A 19,186-nucleotide genomic window follows, 5' to 3' on the forward strand; every position below is an offset into this window, starting at 1 on the left:
AGCGTTAGCCTACGATCAGCGCGTAGACGATGCCCGGACCGTGGACGCCGATCGTCAGGTCGTTTTCGATATCGGACGACCGGCTCGGTCCGGATATGAAATGAATGCCGGCGGGCAGATTCTCCCGCCCCGCCCGGTCGAATCCGATCAGCACTTCGCCGAGCCGCGTCCGGATCCGTTCGGCCGGAATGACGATCATGAGCACGGTCGGCAGCAGCGACACCGATCTCCCCTTGTCTTTGGACGACAGCACCGCCACCGTGCCCGTATACGCCGCCGCATAGTCGGCCATGACGATGCCGAAATCGGCTTCCGCCGAACGGGCCTTCCAGTTCGTATCGGGATCGGAATTCCATACCGACACGACCGCGTCCGGCAGCGCCTCCTCCAGCTTCAAATCCGCAAGCTCCCGCTCGTTCTGGCGGATAATGTAACGGGCGCCCATTTCGTTGGCCTTGGCGGCGATAAACGAACGGACATCCTCGTAGCCGGCGAGCCGGGCGACGTGGCCTCCCACGCTGCGCCAGTTGTCCGAAAACCGCTCGATCCGCTCTTCCGGCGTCCATTCGAACGCGTTCCAGAAATCGGGCGCGCCGCGAAACGGATGGGCGGGCGCTTCCGTTACGCGCGGCCGCTTCAGCCTTTGCGCGATTCCGTTCATAAACGCTTCCTGCTTGGCGCGCGATTGCGCCTCCAGCTTCGCAAGCCATTCCCGATCCGTTTCAGCCATGACCGTGTCCTCCTTTTCCTTGCTCGCGCTGCTTGACGATCCGCTCCATCCGGCTGCGCATTTCCGGGCTCATCTCGTTCAACCCTTGACGGATCTCTTCGTCCAAGGCCGCAAAGCGCTGGCGGAACGACGTCTTCGGCAAGCTCGGGGTTACCCGGTACGCGTTCCAGCCCTTGAGCGGTCCGAGCTTCGTGCGGATGCTGCCGCCGCGAACGACCAGCTTCTGGCCGAGCTTGCCCACCCCGAGCGCCGCGCGGTACCGCTTGGCGCTGCGCATGATGGAGGCGAACCCTTTCATGCCGGCGCTTTCGAGCTTGTTGCCGTAGCCGCTTTCCACCTTCCGCCGGCGCAAATAGATGAGCATCTCGTGCAGCGGAATCTTGACCGGACACGCTTCATAGCAGGCGCCGCACAGGCTGGAAGCGTTGGCGATATCGTCCCATTCGGCGACGTTCTTGTTCAGCGCCGGCGTCAGCACCGCGCCGATCGGACCGCTGTACGTTCCGCCGTACGCGTGGCCGCCGATGTGCCGGTATACCGGACAGGCGTTCAGGCATGCGCCGCAGCGGATGCAATTGAGCAACTCCTGGAACTCCGGGTCGCCGAGCTGCAGCGAACGTCCGTTGTCCACGATGATGATGTGCATCTCGTCGGGACCGTCCGCATCGGCTTCGCGGCGCGGCCCGGTAATGCACGACATGTACATCGTCAGCTTCTGGCCGGTCGCGGAGCGCGGCAGCAGCGTCGCCATCACTTCCAGGTCCTGAAACGACGGGATAATCCGCTCCATCCCCATGAGCGTAATTTGCGTCTTGGGCAGCGTCGTGACCATGCGGGCGTTGCCCTCGTTTTCGAACAACACCATCGAGCCCGTCTCGGCGATCGCGAAGTTGCACCCGGTCATGCCGATATCCGCCTCAAGAAAATTCTCCCGCAGCTTCTTGCGCACGAAGCCGGCCAGCACGGTCGTATCCGCCGCCAGCTTCTCCCCCGCGACTTCGGACAGGAGCTCGGCGATCTGATGGCGGTTTTTGTGAATGGCCGGAATGACGATATGCGACGGCGTCTCCCCGGCCAGCTGAATAATATATTCGCCCAGGTCCGTCTCGATCGCTTCCACGCCGATCTCCTCCAGGGCATGGTTCAGATGCAGCTCCTCGGACACCATCGACTTCGACTTGACGACGGTTTTCGCCTGCTTGTGCTTGGCGATTTCAAGCGCGATGCGGACGGCCTCGGCTCCCGTTTCGGCGAAGTGAACATGCACCCCGTTGGCGCGGGCATTGTTCACGAACATATTCAAATAGTAATCCAAATGGGCAATCGTGTGCAAACGGATCTGCCGGCCTCGCTCCCGCCATTCGTCCCAATTGCCGTGTTCGGCCGAAGCGTTCTTTTTCCCGTTGCGCAGACGCTCGGTCGTAAACTTGACCGCTTTGCGCAGAAACTCGTCGTTCAGCGCCAGCTCCGCCCTTGCCTTGACCGTATTCGGTTTCGTCAGCGTTTTGCTCATAACAGGTTCGCTCCTTCCGCGAGCAGTTCGGCCAGGTGCATCACCCGCACCGGCTCGTTGCGGTAGCGGAGATGGCCCGCAATATTCATCAGGCACGCCATGTCGAGACCGACCAGCACCTCGGCTTCCGTTTCCTTCACATGGTCCGCTTTCTCCGCCACCATCGCGCCCGAAATATCCGCCATCTTCACCGCGAACGTGCCGCCGAAGCCGCAGCAGTCCTCGGCGAACGGCAGCGGGACGAACTCCAGCCCCTTCACGTTTTTCATCAGCTCCATCGGCTCGTCCTTGACGCCGAGCAGGCGGCTGCCATGACAGGAGGGATGATAAGTCACCTTATGCGGAAATTCGGCGCCGACGTCCGTCACGCCCAGCACCTGCACGAGAAACTGGGTAAATTCGTACGACTTGCCTTGCAGCCTGCGCGAGCGTTCCAGTTGGACGGGATCGTTTTCGAACAGCTTCGGATAATGATGAATCATGCCGATGCAGGAGCCGGACGGCGCAATCACGAAATCGCTTTCCTCGAACGCGTCGAGGATCGTCCTCGCCGAAGCGCGCGCTTCCTCCCAATAGCCGCTGTTGAACGCCGGCTGCCCGCAGCACGTTTGAATTTCCGGAAAATCGAGCCGGACGCCGTACTTGGCCAGCACCCGAACCATCGCTTCCCCGACCCGCGGAAACAGAGCGTCGCTCAAACAAGTAATGAACATCGAAACCTTCATGCCAGTCGCGCTCCCTTTCGAATGTTATAGTCTTATTATCAGGTTATCAGACAAGTTTGGCAAGATAAAATCGGTAAAAAGGAAAAACAGGCTGCGCGGCGAAGGCATCCGCTTCTCCGCGACAGCCTGTATGACCGTATATCCTCTGCATTTCCAATGAGTGAAACGGGGTTACCGGGTCAACCACCGATGGTCCGGATCGTCGTAGGGCTTTAGCGTTCTGCCCGTCGGTCCGGCCATAAACCACAAGTAATAGACGCGGTATCCGCCGGCCGCCGCGACCGGATGGTACCCTTTGTCGATGGCGAAGCTGTCGCCTTGCCGGACGATGTAGGCGTCATCGATTTCCCCGTCTTTCGTATAATGAAGCTGGACGCCGAATCCTTGCTCCGGATCAACTTGATAGTAGTAAATCTCTTCAAGATCCGGCTCTTCCGGCGCATGTTCGCCGTCGTGCTTGTGCGGAGGGTAGCTCGACCAACTGCCGGGTTCGTTAAACGTCTCGCCGAGCACGATCCGGTGAACCCGTCCGTCTGCGTTGTCCGCTATGATATCGTGCACTTCCCGTTTCCACGTCTCTTTTCCCCGCCGGTGAACGACCACCTCCTCCGGGTAGACGACAAAGGGTTCAAACCGCTTCTCCGCTTTCGCTTTGCAAATTCCGACTTCAAGTTCCGTTTCCGCCTCGATGACAAAAGACGATTGACAGGGCACGTACACGGCGGTCGCTTTCCCTTCGAAAACCGTGCGCCTTCCGCCGAGGCCGTTCCACGTTTTCCCCCCGGTTGACACGGTTGCCTTCCCTTTCAAAAGGACGATGACCGCTTCGCATTGTTCCGTGTCGGCCCGATAAGTCTGTCCCGCTTCCAGCGCCGCCTTGCCGAAAGCCAAATACTTCAGCCCCTGTTCCTCGAACGTGAAGATGTCCCTGTAGCCGTTGAACCGCTCGGCCTTGCTAAACCGCCGCACCGTATTCTCCTCCTTTTTAACGGATCTGCCGAAGCTGCCGTCTTCCAAATTGTTCATGCAAAAAGTTCGCATTTTCGCGGGCAACCGACACAATTTCGCTCAACGGATAGCCGTCCGAGCCGATGATTTCCACATCGACGGGCCCGGAATACCCTCCTTGCACGAGCATATCGCACAGGGCCGCAAGGTTGATTTTGCCCCGGCCGCAAGTCTGGTCGTAAATCGTTCCGCCGTGGTTGCGATCGTTGCAGTCCCGAATGTGCACGTGCTTGACCCGGTGCAAAACTTGCGGAAGCACTTCCACCGGATCTTCGCCCGCCCGGTAAAAATGGCTGGGATCGAAATCGACGCCGAACCCGTCGGAGCCGATTTCCCGCATGGCGCGCAGCAGCGTTTGCGAATTGTAGATCGCATGTCCGGCATGGGCTTTGACGCATAACACAAGGCCGTATTCGGCCGCCTTCTCGGACCAGATATGCAACTGCTCGATCGAACGCTTCACGTCGTCTTCCACGCCCGTCTGTCCGCCGGGACCAACGTTGACAACGGGGATTCCGGCTTCTGCGCACGCTTCATAAGCGGGCAGCAGATATTCCCCGGACAAATGGGCAACTTCCATGGCCAGAATCGACAGGCCGCGATCGGAAACGATTCGCCTAAGTTCCGGGAGTTGTTCTCTCCAGCGGAACAAGTCGAGGTGCTCGCGATTGTTTTTGATCGCGTTGAGAGACAATCCGTCATAGCCCGCTTCCGAAATGTGCCGGACTGCGGCAGCAAAATCATAGGATTTAAACAACAGGGAATTGACGCCCAGTTTGATCATCCAACAAAACCTCCCCCCGCATAACTGCGTTATTCCGCATGAAATCTCTCCCCGGACCAGAGGGGCAGCATCAAGACGCGGTCCAATTGGCAATTCGGGCAATAAAAGACGGGGAGCGAAGCGTGAATCCACGTTGACCAATGCAGCAGATTCAAGTATTTTCGGGAACGGGCGCACGCCTCATAGGCGACGTTCGTCTGCTTGCACAACGGGCATCGCACCTTCGCTCCGCGCTCGAAATCGATATACAGATTCCATTGCTGCCGCCCCTCGTCCAGTTGAAGTCCGGTCAACCTCCAAGGCTTGCCGAGATTGAGCGATGTGCGGAATACGTCAAGCAAAGCTTCCTCGCACAAGCTGTTCGCCTCCGGTCTTTTTCTTCTGAATGGCCGCTTTCGCCGCTTCTGCGATCGCTTCGGGCGTCAAACCGTATTTGGCCAGCAAAGCCATCGGTTCGCCGGATTCGCCAAACGTATCCATCGTTCCCACCCGGACCAAGGGAACGGGTTCGTGCTCGGCCAGCACTTCCGCGACCGCGCCGCCCAGGCCTCCGAGCACCGAATGCTCCTCCGCCGTGACGATACAGCCGGTTTTGCGCGCTTCGCTCAAAATCGCTTCCCGATCGATCGGCTTGATCGTATGCATGTCGATGACCGACGCGGAGATGCCTTCTCTCTGCAATCGCTCGCTTGCTTCCCATGCCATGCCGACCATTATTCCGCATGCGATCAACGACACGTCCGTACCGGAGCGCAAAGTTCGCGCTTTGCCGATGACAAACGGCTGTTCGGCGCGGTCTGTTACAGCAGGAAACGGCAGGCGGCCGAGGCGCAAGTAAACAGGACCTTGAAGCTCGGCCGCCGCAAACGTGGCCAGTCTCGTTTCGTCCGCGTCGGCGGGAACGACAACCGTCATCCCCGGCATAAGACGCATGGCCGCAATATCTTCCAGCCCCTGGTGCGTGGCGCCGTCTTCTCCGGGCGTAATGCCGCCGTGGCTGACGGCAATTTTGACGTTCGCCTCGTTGTAGCACACCGCCATCCGGATTTGTTCGTTCGCCCGGTTTGCCGCGAATACGGCAAAAGTGGTCGCGAACGGGATCCATCCGGTCATGGCCAGCCCGGCGGCGGTGCCGATCATGTCCTGCTCGGCGATGCCGATTTGAAAAAAACGTTCCGGGTACTGTTCGGCAAACCAATGAACCCGAATCGCTTCCGCCAAATCGGCGGTCAACGCCACGACCTTCTCGTTTTGTTCCGCCAATTCCAACAGCGCTTTGCCAAAAGCGTCGCGTCCGCTTACAGCCGTCATCTTATTCCTCTCCCTCGAGTTTCTTATAGTCTAGCTATCCATTCAGACCGCCAGGTCGGCGAAGGCCTCGCTCGGTCCGACCGCTTCCAGCGCTTGCTTGGCTTCGTCGGCCGACGGGACCTTGCCGTGCCAGATCGCCTGATTTTCCATGAAGGGCACGCCTTTGGCCATGACGGTCCGGGCGATGATTACGTGCGGCTTGTCGATGTTGCCGGATCTGGACCGGTCGATCGCCTCGCGAATCTGATCGATGCTATGGCCGTCGATGTCCAGCACATGCCAGCCGAACGCAGCGAATTTATCCGCGACCGGGTCCAGATTTTTCACGTCCTGCACCTTGCCGTCGATTTGCAGCTCGTTCCAGTTGACGATCAGCACAAGACGGTTCAACCGATAATGAGCCGCGGTCATCGCCGCTTCCCAGAATTGTCCTTCTTGCATCTCCCCGTCGCCGACAAGGCAAAAAACGTTGGCGTCGATCTTCTTCAGCCGCAAGCCCAAGGCGACGCCGTTCGCGATGGACAAGCCTTGTCCGAGCGGTCCGGAAGCCGTTTCGATACCGGGAAGGCGGTCGTGGCGGGAAGGATGCCCTTGCAGGCGGGAGTTGATTTTACGAAACGTCAACAGCTCTTCCGCCGGAAAATAACCGGCGCGCGCCAATGCCGAATACAGCGCCGCGCAGACATGGCCGTTGCTGAGCAGAAAACGGTCGCGCTCCTCCCACTCCGGACGGTCCGGCCTATGCTTCATTTTCTCGAAATAAAGCACCGCCATCATTTCCGCGATTCCCAGTGCGCCGCCAATATGTCCGGATTTGCTGGAAGCGATCATCTGAATGACATCCCGGCGGATTCGGCGGGCGATTTGCGACAACGCATACATGGTCAAGTCCTCCCAGATTGTTCTTAGTATCTTGTTGTGCCGCTTCAGCTCTTTACGGCTCCGGATGTAAGTCCGCTGATCAGCCGCCGCTGAATGATCATGAAAAAGACGAGAATCGGAACGGCGGCCGTGACGCCTCCTCCGGTGAGCAAATCCCAACGCATGACGTAGTCGCCGATAAACGTTTTTAACCCGACCGGTACGGTATGGGTCTCGGCGCTGGAGGCAAACGTGACCGCAAACAAAAACTCGTTCCACGAATAAATCACGATATAAGCCGCCGCGGCTACAATGCCGGGTACGATAACCGGCAGCAGCACGTGCCAAATCATGCGGATTTCATTGCACCCGTCGATTTTGGCCGCTTCGTCCACTTCCTTGGGAATGTTGTCGAAAAAGCCTTTGATCAGCCAGATGGTGAACGGCGTAACGAAAGCCGTATAAACGATGACCAGTCCGAACAGATTTTGAATCAGCCCCGTGCTTTTCATGATCGGGAAAAGCGCCAGCACGAGCAGAATGGTGGGGAAAAACTGCGACGAAATAAGCAGCGACAAAATGACCGGCTTTCCGCGATAATGATGCCTCGACAAGGTAAACCCTGCGGGAACGGCCAGAAGCAAGGTCAACACCGTCGTGCACGCCGCCACGATCATGCTGTTTTTCATAAACCTCAGAAAAGGAGTGGAGCCGATCAAATCCCTGTAGGCGTCGAGCGACCATTTCGTCGGCAAGTACCGGACGGGCATCGCGAACAAATCGGAAGACGTCTTAAAGGAGGTCAGAAGCATCCAAATGTACGGCCCCAGCGCGAAGATCAGCCATCCGGTCAACAAAAGCCAAAGGACGACTCTGTTTAAGGGAACGCGTTTATTTGCCATTGTCCAACGCCCCTTTGTTCGACATTAGCCGCAAGTAAAGGACGACGACGATCAGCAACAGCAACGCCTGAATGCCGGCCATAGCCGTCGCTTCTCCATATTTCAAATCCGTGTAAGCCCTGTAGTAGGAAGCCAAAGGAATCGTCAGCGTCGAATAGGCCGGCCCCCCTTGCGTGACGACCATCATCAAATCCATATAGCTGGCCGTCCAGACGATCCTTAGTATCGTTGTAATCATGAGCGTCGGCAGCATAAGCGGAAACACGACTTTCCAGAACGCTTTCCAAGCCCCCGCTCCGTCCAGTTTCGCCGCTTCGAGCAAATCGCCCGGAATCGTCTGCATGGCCGCCAGCAGCATGACCGCAAAGTAAGGAATGCCTTGCCAGACGTCGATTAGCATCAGGGAAGCCATGGCGGTTCCCGTTTGCGAGATCCAGGGGATGGGATGGACGATCAGTCCGATTCGCATCAGGATGTCGTTCAATAAACCGTAGTTGCCGTCCAAAATCCACATCCACATCATGGCCGCCAAAACGCTGGGGGTTGCCCAGGGGATCAGCGTCAAACCCCGGATCACCCCGCGTCCCCTGAAATTTTGATTGAGCAGAACCGCTCCGAGCAATCCGAAAACAACTTGAAAAAAAACGCAGCCTACAACCCAAATAGCCGTATTTGACATTGCTTTCAAAAACGTACTGTCGCTTAAAACGCCGACGTAGTTCTTCAAGCCGACAAACGTTTTGCCGCTGTTTAACGGATTATACGCGTACAAGCTAAGGATCAAGGCCCGCACGATGGGATATCCGATGACCCCTACAATCAAAAGAGCAGCGGGAAGCAAGTACAAATATTTCGAAAGCCCGGTTCGCTTTCGCTTTTTTTCCCCTGCTTTGACATGGACGGTCAAAGGTTCGTTCACGCCGCTTGTCCTCCGTCCGACGATAGAATGATTGGCTTGTCTGTTCATCCGCTATTTACTCCAACAACGTTTTGGCGATTTGGTCCAACATCTCTTTGCTTGTGATTTTTCCGAACAAGGCGAGATCGTTGTTGTCCTTCCACGTATGGCCGGCGATCGTTCCGACGCCTTTGAACGGAGGCCAGACATGCGCAAATTTCAAGGATTCGATCGAAATTTTCCAGCCGTCGTTTTTGGAAGTGTATTCCGGTTTTGATGTAAGCGTATTCAATACGGGCAATTGGCCGTTCGTCGACTGCGACAACATATCCGTTGCTTCCGGACTCGACAACCAGGACAGGAATTCCCAGGCCGCTTCCTTATTTTTGCTGGATTGAAACATTACGTTGCCGGTCATCGTTCCCATCGTCGCCGGATGGGAAGGATCGGCCTGCGGCATTGGCACAACGCCGAGTTTGTCGCCCAACGCTTTGTGCAACGTTTCATAACTGCCGACATGGTGAGCCATCATGGCCGTCGTTCCCGCCTGAAAACCCGCCGTCAACTGCGCAAATCCGTCGGATACGGCCGTCGGCGGCGTTACTTTGTGCTTCTTGAACAAATCGATATACCATTGATTGACTTCAACGGCCTTTGCGTTATTGATGACAACGCTTCCATTTTCGTCAACCATTCGGGCTCCTCCCGCCAGCATGAACGCGTACCATTGATCCTGGCCGCCGCTGCCGCCGCGGTAAGCGAAACCGTATTGCTGTTTGGAAGGATCGGTCAGCGTTTTCGCCGCATGCAGAAATTCGTCGAAAGTCGTCGGAGGTTTGAGGTTGGCTTGCTCGAACAAGTCTTTTCGATAGTACAAGTAGAAGGTGATAAATTGATGAGGCATCATGTAAATCGGGGAATTCGGATCGGCGGTCCGGCCGGTATTCCAGAAGACGTCGTCGATATCGTTTTTGTACTCCCATTTCGAAGCGTAATCGTCCAGTTTTTCAAGCAGATGGCTTTCCGCGAACTGGCCGATCCACCAGTCTTTGAACCGGGCGACATCCGGCGGATCATTCGTGGAAACGGAGTTAATCAGCATCTGCTGATAGTCGCTGAACGGAATCATGCGGCCGACCACTTCAATATCGGCATGCGATTCGTTAAACTTCTGAATCAACTGTTCCATCGTGTTGTTTGACGCATCGTCCAGCCAGTACCAGTAGTTGACGACCGTTTTTTTCGCGTTTTCGCTCGGCCCTGCGGATGACCCCTCTTCGGTTGCCGTGCTGCATGCTGCCAACAAGGAAGCGACCGTCAGCAGCGATAATAGTGTCTTGCTCTTTCCGATGAAGCGTTTGGCGATGGTTTTGGCTTGCATTCGCATGATCCTCCTTGATTGTGATCGCCTTGCTTTACCCGAAACTTGCCAGAACACCCTTGCCGGAACACCGTGATTTAACCGTCGGCATCACCCCTTTCAATCGTTTGCGGTCAGGCCAGAGACATCGAAATGCGGAAGCGGGCATCCTCGAATTGTTGCTTCATCAAGTTAGCGGCCTGCTCCGCATTCTTTCTTACAATCGCTTCCAGCAATTGCCGGTGCACTTCGGCAATTTGGCGCAGATCCTGATGGTTCCGCGTGGCGTTCGATTCCTCATACAAATCCCAAAACGCTTTCAACAGCTGCTCAAGCAAAATATTGTCGGTTCCGGAAAACAGCAGCCGGTGAAATTCTTTGTCCTCATGCACGAAATCTTCACTTTGCTCCGATTTTCTAAGCATATCGTCAACCAGCTGCTTGAGCTTCTGGATCGTGTGAAGTTCCAGACGGTCTATGGCTCTCGGCAAAAATCCAAGCTCCAGCACCGCCCGGATCTCCAACAGTTCCAGCAGCAGTTCCGGCTTGGAGCGGATGAGGATTTTCCACCCGTCCGTAATCTGGCCGCTTACGTCGGGCATTTGAACGTACCGTCCGCTGCCCTTCTGAGCGATGACGATGCCGTTCGCCTCGAATACGCTTAGCGCTTCCCGGATCATCGTTCGGCTGACCTGGAACTCTTCGGCCATTTGCTTTTCGGTCGGAAGCTTTTCCCCTGACTGCAAGCTTCCCACAATTTTCTCCAGGATGCGTTCTTCCAGACTGCGCTCATTTTTGTCAGACATAACCAACGATTTCTCCTTATATATCAGACTTATTAACCGATTTCTTTGTTATATGTATTACTTTTTCGAGTTAATAATATGATTTGTATGACTAATTGTCAATAATTTGTTTTTTCTTGAGCGTTTTTCCCGGCCAACGCAAAGAAGCCGGCCCCCCGCATACGACGGAGAGCCGGCCGATCGGCCGATATTTCCGCTTAACAGATCCGTTCAGGACGTCCTACGCTCGGCCGAGGCGGCCATGAACGCGTCCGGACTGAAGCCGGTATGCTGCTTGAACAGCTTGACGAACAAGGCCGTATCGGCGTAGCCGACGCTTCTCGCCACTTCGCCGACGCTCCAGCCGCTGGTCGCCAGCAGCTCCTCCGCCCGCTTCATCCTTCGTTGAACGAGAAAATCGGTCGGCCTTACGCCGGCATACTGCAAAAACAGCCTGGAAAAATCTCTCGCCCTCATCCCGTGCAGATTGGCCAGTTCGCTTAACGTCAACGGCTCGCGGTACCGGTCGTGGATAAATTGAATCGCCTGCTCCATAATGCTTTTGTTTTCCCGGTTCGTCTTCATGCGGAGCCCGTCAAACATTTCGTACAAAATGCTGTAGAACAGCTCCTTGGCGCGAAACGCCGAGAAAGGTCCGGGCGTGCCGGAGACGTGGTGCAGTTTGCGCAGCAGGTCGACAAGCCGGGAGCTAACGCCGGTATCGATCCGGATCAGCGTATCCGGCGAAGCCGGGGGCATTCTCCTTTTGTCGCGGTACGTATAGTAAACCAGGCAATATTCGTAATCCATCGGACCTGTGCGAATGTCCAGGCTCTTCTCCTGCGATGCGTGCAAAACCGTCTCGGGATGCAGGTTAAATACGGCATCTCCCGAGAACAGCTCGGCATGCCCCCTTAGCGTAAACACGAAAAAAGATCCGCAGCCGGGCCGGGAACGGAGCACGTTTCCCCGGCTTTCCGCCTGCAATACGTGCTTGTATACGCCTTCGATCTCGACCGAAGCGCGGGTAAACCGTTGGGCCAGCTCGTTCAACGGGTTTAGGTCGCTCGACATGCGAATTCACCTCTTCAACCGGAATCTCATCCGACATCTCAACAATATAATAATGATAATCATTATCACTTGTCAATGCGGGAAAAACGTGCCCTTTGCCGCGCCGGCGTTTTTGTTTCCGAGAGCGCCGCTGCGAAGAAGAAGGTTTCTCATCCATTTTCATGCCGACCGTTTTACCTGAGTTAACAAATTTCCGTTATAATGGGGTAGGCTGTTCTTTTGTCCGTTCTTTTAGGAGGCGATGCAAACATGAACAAAATAGCGGTATATTGCGGATCGAGCGCAGGAGCGTCGGACGTTTACGGCGAGGGCGCCAGGGCTTTGGGACGCGAACTGGCAAGGCGCGGGATCACGCTTGTCTACGGAGGCGCGAACGTCGGCTTGATGGGAGACGTCGCCAACGCCGTCTTGGAAGCGGGAGGGCGGGTCGTCGGCGTTCTGCCGGACTTTTTGAAAAACCGGGAAATCGCTCATCCCGCCTTATCCGAACTGATTATCGTCCATTCGATGCACGAACGCAAAGCGAAAATGGCCGAGCTTGCGGACGGCTTTATCGTCTTGCCGGGCGGGGCGGGAACGCTCGACGAATTTTTTGAAATCTTCACCTGGCTGCAGCTCGGTCTCCATCATAAACCTTGCGGATTGCTGAATATCAACCGTTATTACGATCCGCTGGCCGCCCTGCTCGATCATATGGCCAAAGAACGGTTCATGCAGGAAAAGTACCGCTCGGCCGTGCTGATCGACGAGGATCCGAAGGAACTGCTGAACCGGTTTTTGACCTACGAACCCCCGGGCGTCAAAACCTACGACGTCAAGGAGCGCGCATAAGCGGATCGCACTTATTCGGTCCGTTCGTCCGTATTTCCGCGCTAGGCAACTCAAACGCAGTCCCTTCGCCAAAAGCGCGCTGCCATGCCGATAAACGGCGCTTGCAGATCGGACGCTTAAGCAAGCTCTACAAAAAGCGGCGTTCCCGCCTTCTTCGAGGAGGGAACGCCGCTTTTTTGTAACGTCCAGGCGGTCTTATACCGTCTTCACGGGGATGCCGCGCTCCGCAAGCCGTTGGTGCATGTCTTTCGGAATGCGGCGGTCGGTCACGATCGAATCGATGTCGTCGAGCTCCGCGACGTGCGCAAACGCCTGGACGCCGAATTTGCTGGAGTCCGCCAGCAGAATGACTTCGTCGGCCATGCCGATCATCTTCTGTTTCACTCTCGCCTGCAGTTCGTTCGATTCGCTGATGCCGCGCTCCAGATGGACGCCCTTGCACGAGAGGAACACTTTGCCCACGTGATAGGCGTCAAGCGAACGTTCGGCCAGAGGGCCGACATAGGACAGCGAGCCTTGCGACAGCAGGCCGCCGGTGGAAATGACGTCGATCTTCTCCTTGGAGGCAAGCTCCAGGGCGACTTTGATGGAATTGGTCAACACCGTAAGCGGAATGTCCGGAAGCCGCGAAGCCATGTACCAGGCCGTGGAGCTGGCGTCGAGCAAAATCCGGTCCTTCGGCCGGATCATCTCGATCGCCGCTTCGGCGATGCGCTTCTTTTCCTCCGCGTTCAAGATTTCCCGTTCCGTGTACGGAGTCTCCGGCTGCTGCTGCTGATCCTTGACGCTGACCGCTCCGCCATGGGTTCGGCGCAGACGACCCGCCATTTCCAGGCGGTCCAGATCCCGCCGGATCGTCTCCTCCGTCACCTGGCACAGCTCGCTCAGCTCGGCAACCCTAATGCTCCCTCTCTCGTTTACCAGCTGAACAATGTATTCGTAGCGTTCCGCGACCAGCATAGCCAACCTCTTTTCACCCCGTCGTTGATTGCGAAAGTCCTGTCACGTGCAAAAAAATTCCGTACGCGTCCTGCCACATCTCCCGCCCTTGCGGCTCGTACGCCGTTATCGGGAACGAATCGCGAACGACTTTGCGGGCTTCCCATATATCCGAGAACTGCCCCTGCGCAATCCATTGGACAGCCAAGTTGCCGATGGCGCTCCCTTCGGCGGGTCCGGCCCATACGGGCTTGCCGATGGCGTCCGCCGTCCACTGGCAAAGCAGCGTGTTCTGAATGCCGCCGCCCACCATGTGCAGGCTTTCAAACCGCTGGCCGCTGAGGCGTTCGGTCATCTCGAGGACGTACCGGTACTTCAGCGCCAGGCTTTCCAAAATGCAGCGGACGAATGCGCCCGCATCCTGCGGCGGCTTTTGGCCGGTCTTTTCGCAATAGTCGCGAATCCGTCCCGGCATGTCCCCCGGATGGAGGAAGGCGTCGTCGTCCGGATCGATGAACGCCGCGAACGCGGGCGCTTCTCCGGCCAGCCGCACGAGCTCGGGAAACGTGTACGACCGCCCCGCCCGTTCCCATTCCCGGCGCGTCTCGTTCAAAATCCACAGGCCCATGATGTTTTTGAGCAGCCTGTATGTGCCATAGACGCCGCCTTCGTTCGTGAAATTCAGCTCGCGGGATAAATCGTTGATCACCGGCTTGTCGACTTCCGTTCCCATCAGCGACCATGTGCCGCAGCTCAAATAAGCGAACGGCTTGCGAAGCGCCGGAACGGCCGCGACGGCCGAACCGGTATCGTGCTCGGCGACCGCATAGACCGGCACCGGATCGACGCCGAGTTCCTCGCACAGCGACGGAAGCAGCGATCCGACGCGCGTGCCCGGTTGGACGATCTGCCCGAACCACGCTTCCGGAAGGCCGAGCCGCGCGATCAGTTCCCGGTCCCAATCGCCCTTGTGCGGATTGTAGAGCTGAGTCGTCGTCGCGTTGGAAAACTCGTTGAAGGTCTCGCCGGTCAGGAAATACCGCAGCAAATCCGGTATCATCAAAAACCGCTTCGCTTCGCGCAAAATCGGGTTGTCCGCCCGCTTCAGCGCATACAGCTGAAAAATCGAATTGAACGTCAGAAACTGAATGCCGGTTCGGCCGAACAGGTCTTCGGGCGGAATTTCCCGGAACAGCCGCTCCATCATGCCGTCGGTGTGACGGTCCCGGTAATGGTACGGATTGCCCAGAAGCTCCCCGTTCGAGCCGATGAAGCCGAAGTCGACCGCCCAGGTGTCGATGCCCAGGCTTTGCAGATCGGCTCCCCGGTTTTTGGCTTTCAGCAACGCCTGCTTCATTTCATGGTACAACCGGAGAATGTCCCAATGCAAGCGGCCGCCCACCTGAACGGGGTCGTTCGGGAACCGGTGCAGCTCTTCCGTGACGATCCGCCGGTCCGTCAACCGGCCGAGCAGCGCCCTGCCGCTGCTCGCGCCGAGATCATACGCAAGTATGCTCGTCAACAGGCATCATCCTTGTTCTCAATGGTAACGTTTAACGCTTGAGCAAAACGTTCCGCTCGTAAGCCTTCACTTCGGCCAGCCACTCTTCGCGAACCGGCACGCCGGACTTTTCGCAATAGTAATCCCACACCGCTCCGAACGGATAAAACTTGAACTCCTCCGTCAGCGCAAGGCGCGTCGTGTAATCGCCTTCGAGCTCGGCCTTCTTCAGCGCTTCGACCGGCTCCAGCAGCGCGCGAAGCAGCGCCTTGATCGTATTGCGGGTGCCGATGACCCAGGCGGCTACGCGGTTGATGCTGGCGTCGAAAAAGTCCAGGCCGATGTGCGTCTTGCCCAGCAGATTGCCGCGGACAAGCTCTCTGGCGATATCCAGCAGCTCGTCGTCCAGCGTCACGACGTGGTCGCTGTCCCAGCGCACCGGACGGCTGACGTGAAGCAGAATGCCTTCGGCAAACAGGGACAGCGCCGACAGCTTGTTCGAGATCACTTCGGTCGGATGGAAGTGGCCGGCATCGAGGCAGATCAGCTTGTTGTTCTTCAAGGCGTACCCCATATAAAATTCATGCGAGCCGACGGTGTACGCTTCCGCGCCGATTCCGAACAGCTTGCTTTCCACCGCGTCCAGGTTGTAAGCCGGGTTGATCGGCTCCGCGAACACTTCGTCCAGCGCGTCCTTCAACCGCTGCCTCGGTGCGAGACGATCCGCCGGCGTATCCTTGTAGCCGTCCGGAATCCAGACGTTCGTGACGCAGGTTTGGCCGAGCTGCTCGCCGAAATAGGCGCCGATCCTGCGCGACGCCTTGCAGTGGTCGATCCAGAACTTGCGGATGTTCGGGTCGGGATGGCTGAGCGTGAAGCCGTCTTTGGAATATTCGTGCGAGAAGCAGGTCGGGTTGAAATCCAGTCCCAGCCCTTGTTCTTTTGCCCAGCTCACCCATTTTTCGTAATGCTTCGGCTCGATCCGGTCCAATTCGACCTTTTCGTCCGTATCCGCGTAAATCGCATGAAGATTGACCTTATGCTTGCCGGGAATGAGAGAGAACGCTTTCTCCAAATCGGCGCGAAGCTCCTCCGGCGTGCGGGCGGCTCCCGGATAGTTGCCGGTGACGGAAATGCCGCCGGTCAGTTCCTGATCGCGGTTCAGAAATCCGCGTACGTCGTCGCCCTGCCAGCAGTGCACCGAGATTTTGATGTTCGCCAGCGTCTCCAGCGCCCGGTCGACGTCGACCCCGTGTTTCGCGTACAGCTGCTTCGCTTCTTCATAGCTTTTTTCGATATTTGAAGACATAGACAAACTCCTTCCGGACCAGTCCTTAGAATCGGATTCCTTTATTTTACCGGATACGCGACGACGGACATCAGCGCGTTCTCCGCCTGCGTCGCGTCCAGACGGCTGTATTGGACGATGACCGGGATATCGCTGCGCACCTCGATGGCGTACGGAACGCCGACCGGGATCGACGCTCCGTTTTTGGCCAGGGATGAGGTGCGGATATGCTTGGTGCGCCTTGGCGGAACGACGACGGGAATATCCTCGATCGGGTCCCGGTCCTCGAAATAAATCGTGAAGAGGAGGAGCGCTTCTTCCGAGGACACGTTCAGCACGCATACGGATTCGTGGCTTTCGAGCGATCCCGAGCTTGCCGGCGGAATGTAGCCGTCGGGAATAATCCAGTGCTTTTCGCCTTTCGCTTGCGGCATGTCCGCTTGACCTCCCTTAATCGAATATCGGTATGATTGCGCGACGGATTACCGGGTGAAGGCCGCCGGCACGCCGCCGTCGATCGTCAGCATGCATCCGGTCGTTTTGGCGGACCTGGAGGAAGCGAAGAACGCCACGCCTTCCGCGATATCCTTCGGATAGATGTTGACGAGCAGCGTCGTGCGCTTGCGGTAGTATTCTTCCAGTTGGTCCGGCTCGATGCCGTAAGCGGCGGCGCGTTCGTTGCGCCAGCTGCTGTTCCAGATCGCGGAGCCCTGCAGGATGGCGTCGGGCAAAATCGTGTTGACGCGGATGCCGAATTCGCCTCCTTCGGCTGCGATGCAGCGGGCCAGATGCGCTTCCAGCGCCTTGGCGGAGCTGTAGGCCGTTGCGTTTTTGCCCGCGTAAACGGAGTTCTTGGAGCCGATGAACACCATGTTGCCGCCGATTCCCTGCGCCTTCATCAGCTTGAACGCTTCGCGGGCGACGAGGAAGTAGCCGGTGCCGAGCACGTTCATGTTCAGGTTCCATTCCTTCAGCGACGTCTCGTCGAACGGGCTGGAGGTGGCCAGTCCCGCGTTGTTGACGAGGATGTCCACGCCGCCGTAGGTCAGCGCCGTTTCGGCATAGGCCGCCTGAACCGCTTCTTCGCTGGTGACGTCCATTTGAATGGCAATGGCGCGGTTCTCGCCGTACTTGGCGTTGATTTCGGCCGCCACTTTCTGCGCGCCTTCGAGGTTCAGGTCGGCAAGCACGACATGCGCGCCTTCGGAAACGAGACGGCGGGCCGTTTCGCTGCCGATGCCGCCGGCGCCGCCCGTAATGAACGCGACCTGGCGGGAGAATTCGGCTTCCGGCGGAGCGAGCGTCAGCTTGTAAAGTTCAAGCGGCCAGTACTCGACGTTGTACGATTCGTTCTCGCTGAGGGAAACGAAGTTGCCGAGCGCCGTGGCGCCGCGCATTACCGCGATCGCGCGATGGTAAAGCGCGCCGCTGACCTTCGACATCGCCCAGCTTTTGCCGGTGTTGATCATGCCGACGCCCGGGATCAGAATGACGCGGGGCGCGGCTTCGAACATGACGTCGCCTTCGTTTTTGTTGCGCTCGAAGTAGGCTTTGTACTGCTCTTTGTATGCCGCGATGCTTTCTTTCAGAATTTGTTTCAGGCCTTCGACGTCGTCCGCATTAGGCGTCCAATCGACGAACAGCGGCACGACTTTCGTATGCACGAGATGGTCCGGGCAAGCCGCGCCGACCTGGGAAAGCTGCGGGGAATCCTTGCCGCCGACAAACGCGAGCACGTCCTCTTCGTCGTCGAACGTCAAAATCATTTTCTTCTCGTCGCTGACCGCGCCGCGTACCGTCGGCATAATTTCCGCCGCGATCTTGCGGCGGACGTCGGCGGGAAGAGGCGCGTGCTTCACGCCGCCGAACAGCTTGTCTTTGTTCACGCGGGCTTCGATGTACGCTTCCGCTTCGTTGATGATCTTGATGGTCTGTTTATACGCTTCTTCGGACGTTTCGCCCCAGGTGACAAGCCCGTGTTTCTCCATCAGCACAAGCTCCGCTTTCGGGTTGGCCAGCACGCCTTCCGCGATCATCTTGGACAGCTTGAAGCCGGGGCGCACGTAAGGAACCCAGACAAATCGGTCGCCGAAAATGTCCTTCGCGATCTCCTTGCCGTTATCGGCGCAGCAGATGCTGATAATCGCGTCCGGGTGCGTGTGGTCGACGTGCTTGAACGGCAGAAACGCATGCAGCAGCGTTTCGATCGAAGCGCGCGGATGCTTGGCATCGATCATGCAGTGCGCAAGATAAGCCACCATCTCTTCGTCGCTCATGTCGTCGCGCTCGAACAGCGGGCGAATGTCGTCCATCCTCAGCCCCGTGAAGTTGCCCGCTTTCATCGTCGCGAGATCGGAGCCGCTGCCCTTGACGAACATGACTTCGACATCGCGCCCGCGGAAGTCCTTCACGACCGTCTTGGCCGACGTGTTGCCGCCGCCCCAGTTGCAGACGCGCCGGTCCGCCCCGATCAGGTTCGAGCGATAAACGAGCTGGTCCAACGCGCTTTGAAGCTCAGCCGCTTTAGAAGAGTCCCACAAGCTTTGTACCATGTTGAGAAAACCTCCGAATGATGGTTTTGTTTTTGTTTGTTTTGATTATATCATCTTTATTTGTTTTTGAATACGAGATTTCAAACAAAAACAAAAATTCATCAACCGCTTACAACCCAAAACA

The 19,186-nt window shown here is 57.3% G+C and carries 19 protein-coding genes; 1 reads left to right on the top strand and 18 read right to left on the bottom strand.

What is annotated here, in order from left to right:
* Window positions 1-4: 4 nt before the first annotated feature.
* From F560_RS0102260 to F560_RS24420, 13 genes are all read right to left on the bottom strand, one after another.
* On the bottom strand, window positions 5-730 hold the full coding sequence (locus F560_RS0102260; RefSeq protein WP_019004080.1) for a LutC/YkgG family protein: 726 nt from the start codon (window positions 728-730) through the stop codon (window positions 5-7).
* Entirely contained in the window at window positions 723-2,243 is a 1,521-nt protein-coding gene (locus F560_RS0102265) for a LutB/LldF family L-lactate oxidation iron-sulfur protein (protein WP_019004081.1), read from the bottom strand. Before F560_RS0102265 ends, F560_RS0102260 begins: the two co-directional genes overlap by 8 nt.
* Window positions 2,240-2,968, bottom strand: a complete 729-nt coding sequence (locus tag F560_RS0102270; RefSeq protein ID WP_019004082.1) for a (Fe-S)-binding protein — start codon at window positions 2,966-2,968, stop codon at window positions 2,240-2,242. Before F560_RS0102270 ends, F560_RS0102265 begins: the two co-directional genes overlap by 4 nt.
* 171 nt (window positions 2,969-3,139) lie before the next feature.
* Complete coding sequence (gene iolB, locus F560_RS0102275; RefSeq protein WP_019004083.1) at window positions 3,140-3,937, bottom strand: 5-deoxy-glucuronate isomerase; 798 nt, start codon at window positions 3,935-3,937, stop codon at window positions 3,140-3,142.
* Between the two features lie 16 nt (window positions 3,938-3,953).
* Window positions 3,954-4,760, bottom strand: a complete 807-nt coding sequence (locus F560_RS0102280; protein ID WP_019004084.1) for a sugar phosphate isomerase/epimerase family protein — start codon at window positions 4,758-4,760, stop codon at window positions 3,954-3,956.
* Between the two features lie 29 nt (window positions 4,761-4,789).
* The gene (locus F560_RS0102285) at window positions 4,790-5,116 is read right to left on the bottom strand and encodes a hypothetical protein (RefSeq protein WP_019004085.1); all 327 of its coding nucleotides are present in this window, start codon (window positions 5,114-5,116) and stop codon (window positions 4,790-4,792) included.
* On the bottom strand, window positions 5,094-6,071 hold the full coding sequence (locus F560_RS0102290; protein WP_019004086.1) for a transketolase family protein: 978 nt from the start codon (window positions 6,069-6,071) through the stop codon (window positions 5,094-5,096). Before F560_RS0102290 ends, F560_RS0102285 begins: the two co-directional genes overlap by 23 nt.
* Window positions 6,072-6,113: 42 nt before the next feature.
* Window positions 6,114-6,953, bottom strand: a complete 840-nt coding sequence (locus F560_RS0102295; protein ID WP_019004087.1) for a transketolase — start codon at window positions 6,951-6,953, stop codon at window positions 6,114-6,116.
* 44 nt (window positions 6,954-6,997) lie between these two features.
* On the bottom strand, window positions 6,998-7,834 hold the full coding sequence (locus F560_RS0102300; protein ID WP_019004088.1) for a carbohydrate ABC transporter permease: 837 nt from the start codon (window positions 7,832-7,834) through the stop codon (window positions 6,998-7,000).
* Window positions 7,824-8,753 carry a carbohydrate ABC transporter permease gene (locus F560_RS0102305; protein ID WP_019004089.1) on the bottom strand — a complete coding sequence of 310 codons (930 nt, stop codon included), beginning with the start codon at window positions 8,751-8,753 and terminating at the stop codon, window positions 7,824-7,826. The genes F560_RS0102300 and F560_RS0102305 overlap by 11 nt, the downstream gene beginning before the upstream one ends.
* 55 nt (window positions 8,754-8,808) lie before the next feature.
* Window positions 8,809-10,113, bottom strand: coding sequence for an ABC transporter substrate-binding protein (locus F560_RS0102310; RefSeq protein WP_019004090.1), 1,305 nt, complete (start codon window positions 10,111-10,113; stop codon window positions 8,809-8,811).
* Between the two features lie 113 nt (window positions 10,114-10,226).
* Window positions 10,227-10,898, bottom strand: coding sequence for a FadR/GntR family transcriptional regulator (locus F560_RS0102315; protein ID WP_019004091.1), 672 nt, complete (start codon window positions 10,896-10,898; stop codon window positions 10,227-10,229).
* 210 nt (window positions 10,899-11,108) lie between these two features.
* Window positions 11,109-11,951, bottom strand: coding sequence for an AraC family transcriptional regulator (locus tag F560_RS24420; RefSeq protein WP_019004092.1), 843 nt, complete (start codon window positions 11,949-11,951; stop codon window positions 11,109-11,111).
* Between the two features lie 249 nt (window positions 11,952-12,200).
* Here F560_RS24420 and F560_RS0102325 point away from each other — a divergent pair, with 249 nt between their 5' ends.
* On the top strand, window positions 12,201-12,782 hold the full coding sequence (locus F560_RS0102325; RefSeq protein ID WP_019004093.1) for an LOG family protein: 582 nt from the start codon (window positions 12,201-12,203) through the stop codon (window positions 12,780-12,782).
* A 195-nt stretch (window positions 12,783-12,977) separates the two neighbouring features.
* On the opposite strand, the gene F560_RS0102330 is transcribed toward F560_RS0102325, so the two are convergent.
* From F560_RS0102330 to F560_RS0102350, 5 genes are read right to left on the bottom strand one after another with little or no spacing between them, the layout of a single operon-like run.
* A complete protein-coding gene (locus F560_RS0102330; protein ID WP_019004094.1) occupies window positions 12,978-13,742 on the bottom strand; it encodes a DeoR/GlpR family DNA-binding transcription regulator in 765 nt (254 codons plus the stop codon).
* A gap of 13 nt (window positions 13,743-13,755) precedes the next feature.
* Window positions 13,756-15,243, bottom strand: coding sequence for a rhamnulokinase (locus tag F560_RS0102335; protein ID WP_019004095.1), 1,488 nt, complete (start codon window positions 15,241-15,243; stop codon window positions 13,756-13,758).
* 31 nt (window positions 15,244-15,274) lie between these two features.
* Complete coding sequence (gene rhaA, locus F560_RS0102340; RefSeq protein WP_019004096.1) at window positions 15,275-16,531, bottom strand: L-rhamnose isomerase; 1,257 nt, start codon at window positions 16,529-16,531, stop codon at window positions 15,275-15,277.
* Between the two features lie 41 nt (window positions 16,532-16,572).
* Complete coding sequence (locus F560_RS0102345) at window positions 16,573-16,944, bottom strand: sensory rhodopsin transducer (RefSeq protein ID WP_019004097.1); 372 nt, start codon at window positions 16,942-16,944, stop codon at window positions 16,573-16,575.
* Window positions 16,945-16,992: 48 nt separating this feature from the next.
* Window positions 16,993-19,062 carry a bifunctional rhamnulose-1-phosphate aldolase/short-chain dehydrogenase gene (locus F560_RS0102350; protein ID WP_019004098.1) on the bottom strand — a complete coding sequence of 690 codons (2,070 nt, stop codon included), beginning with the start codon at window positions 19,060-19,062 and terminating at the stop codon, window positions 16,993-16,995.
* Window positions 19,063-19,186 lie beyond the last annotated feature (124 nt).

This window comes from Cohnella laeviribosi DSM 21336, assembly GCF_000378425.1.
Classification (GTDB): domain Bacteria; phylum Bacillota; class Bacilli; order Paenibacillales; family Paenibacillaceae; genus Cohnella; species Cohnella laeviribosi.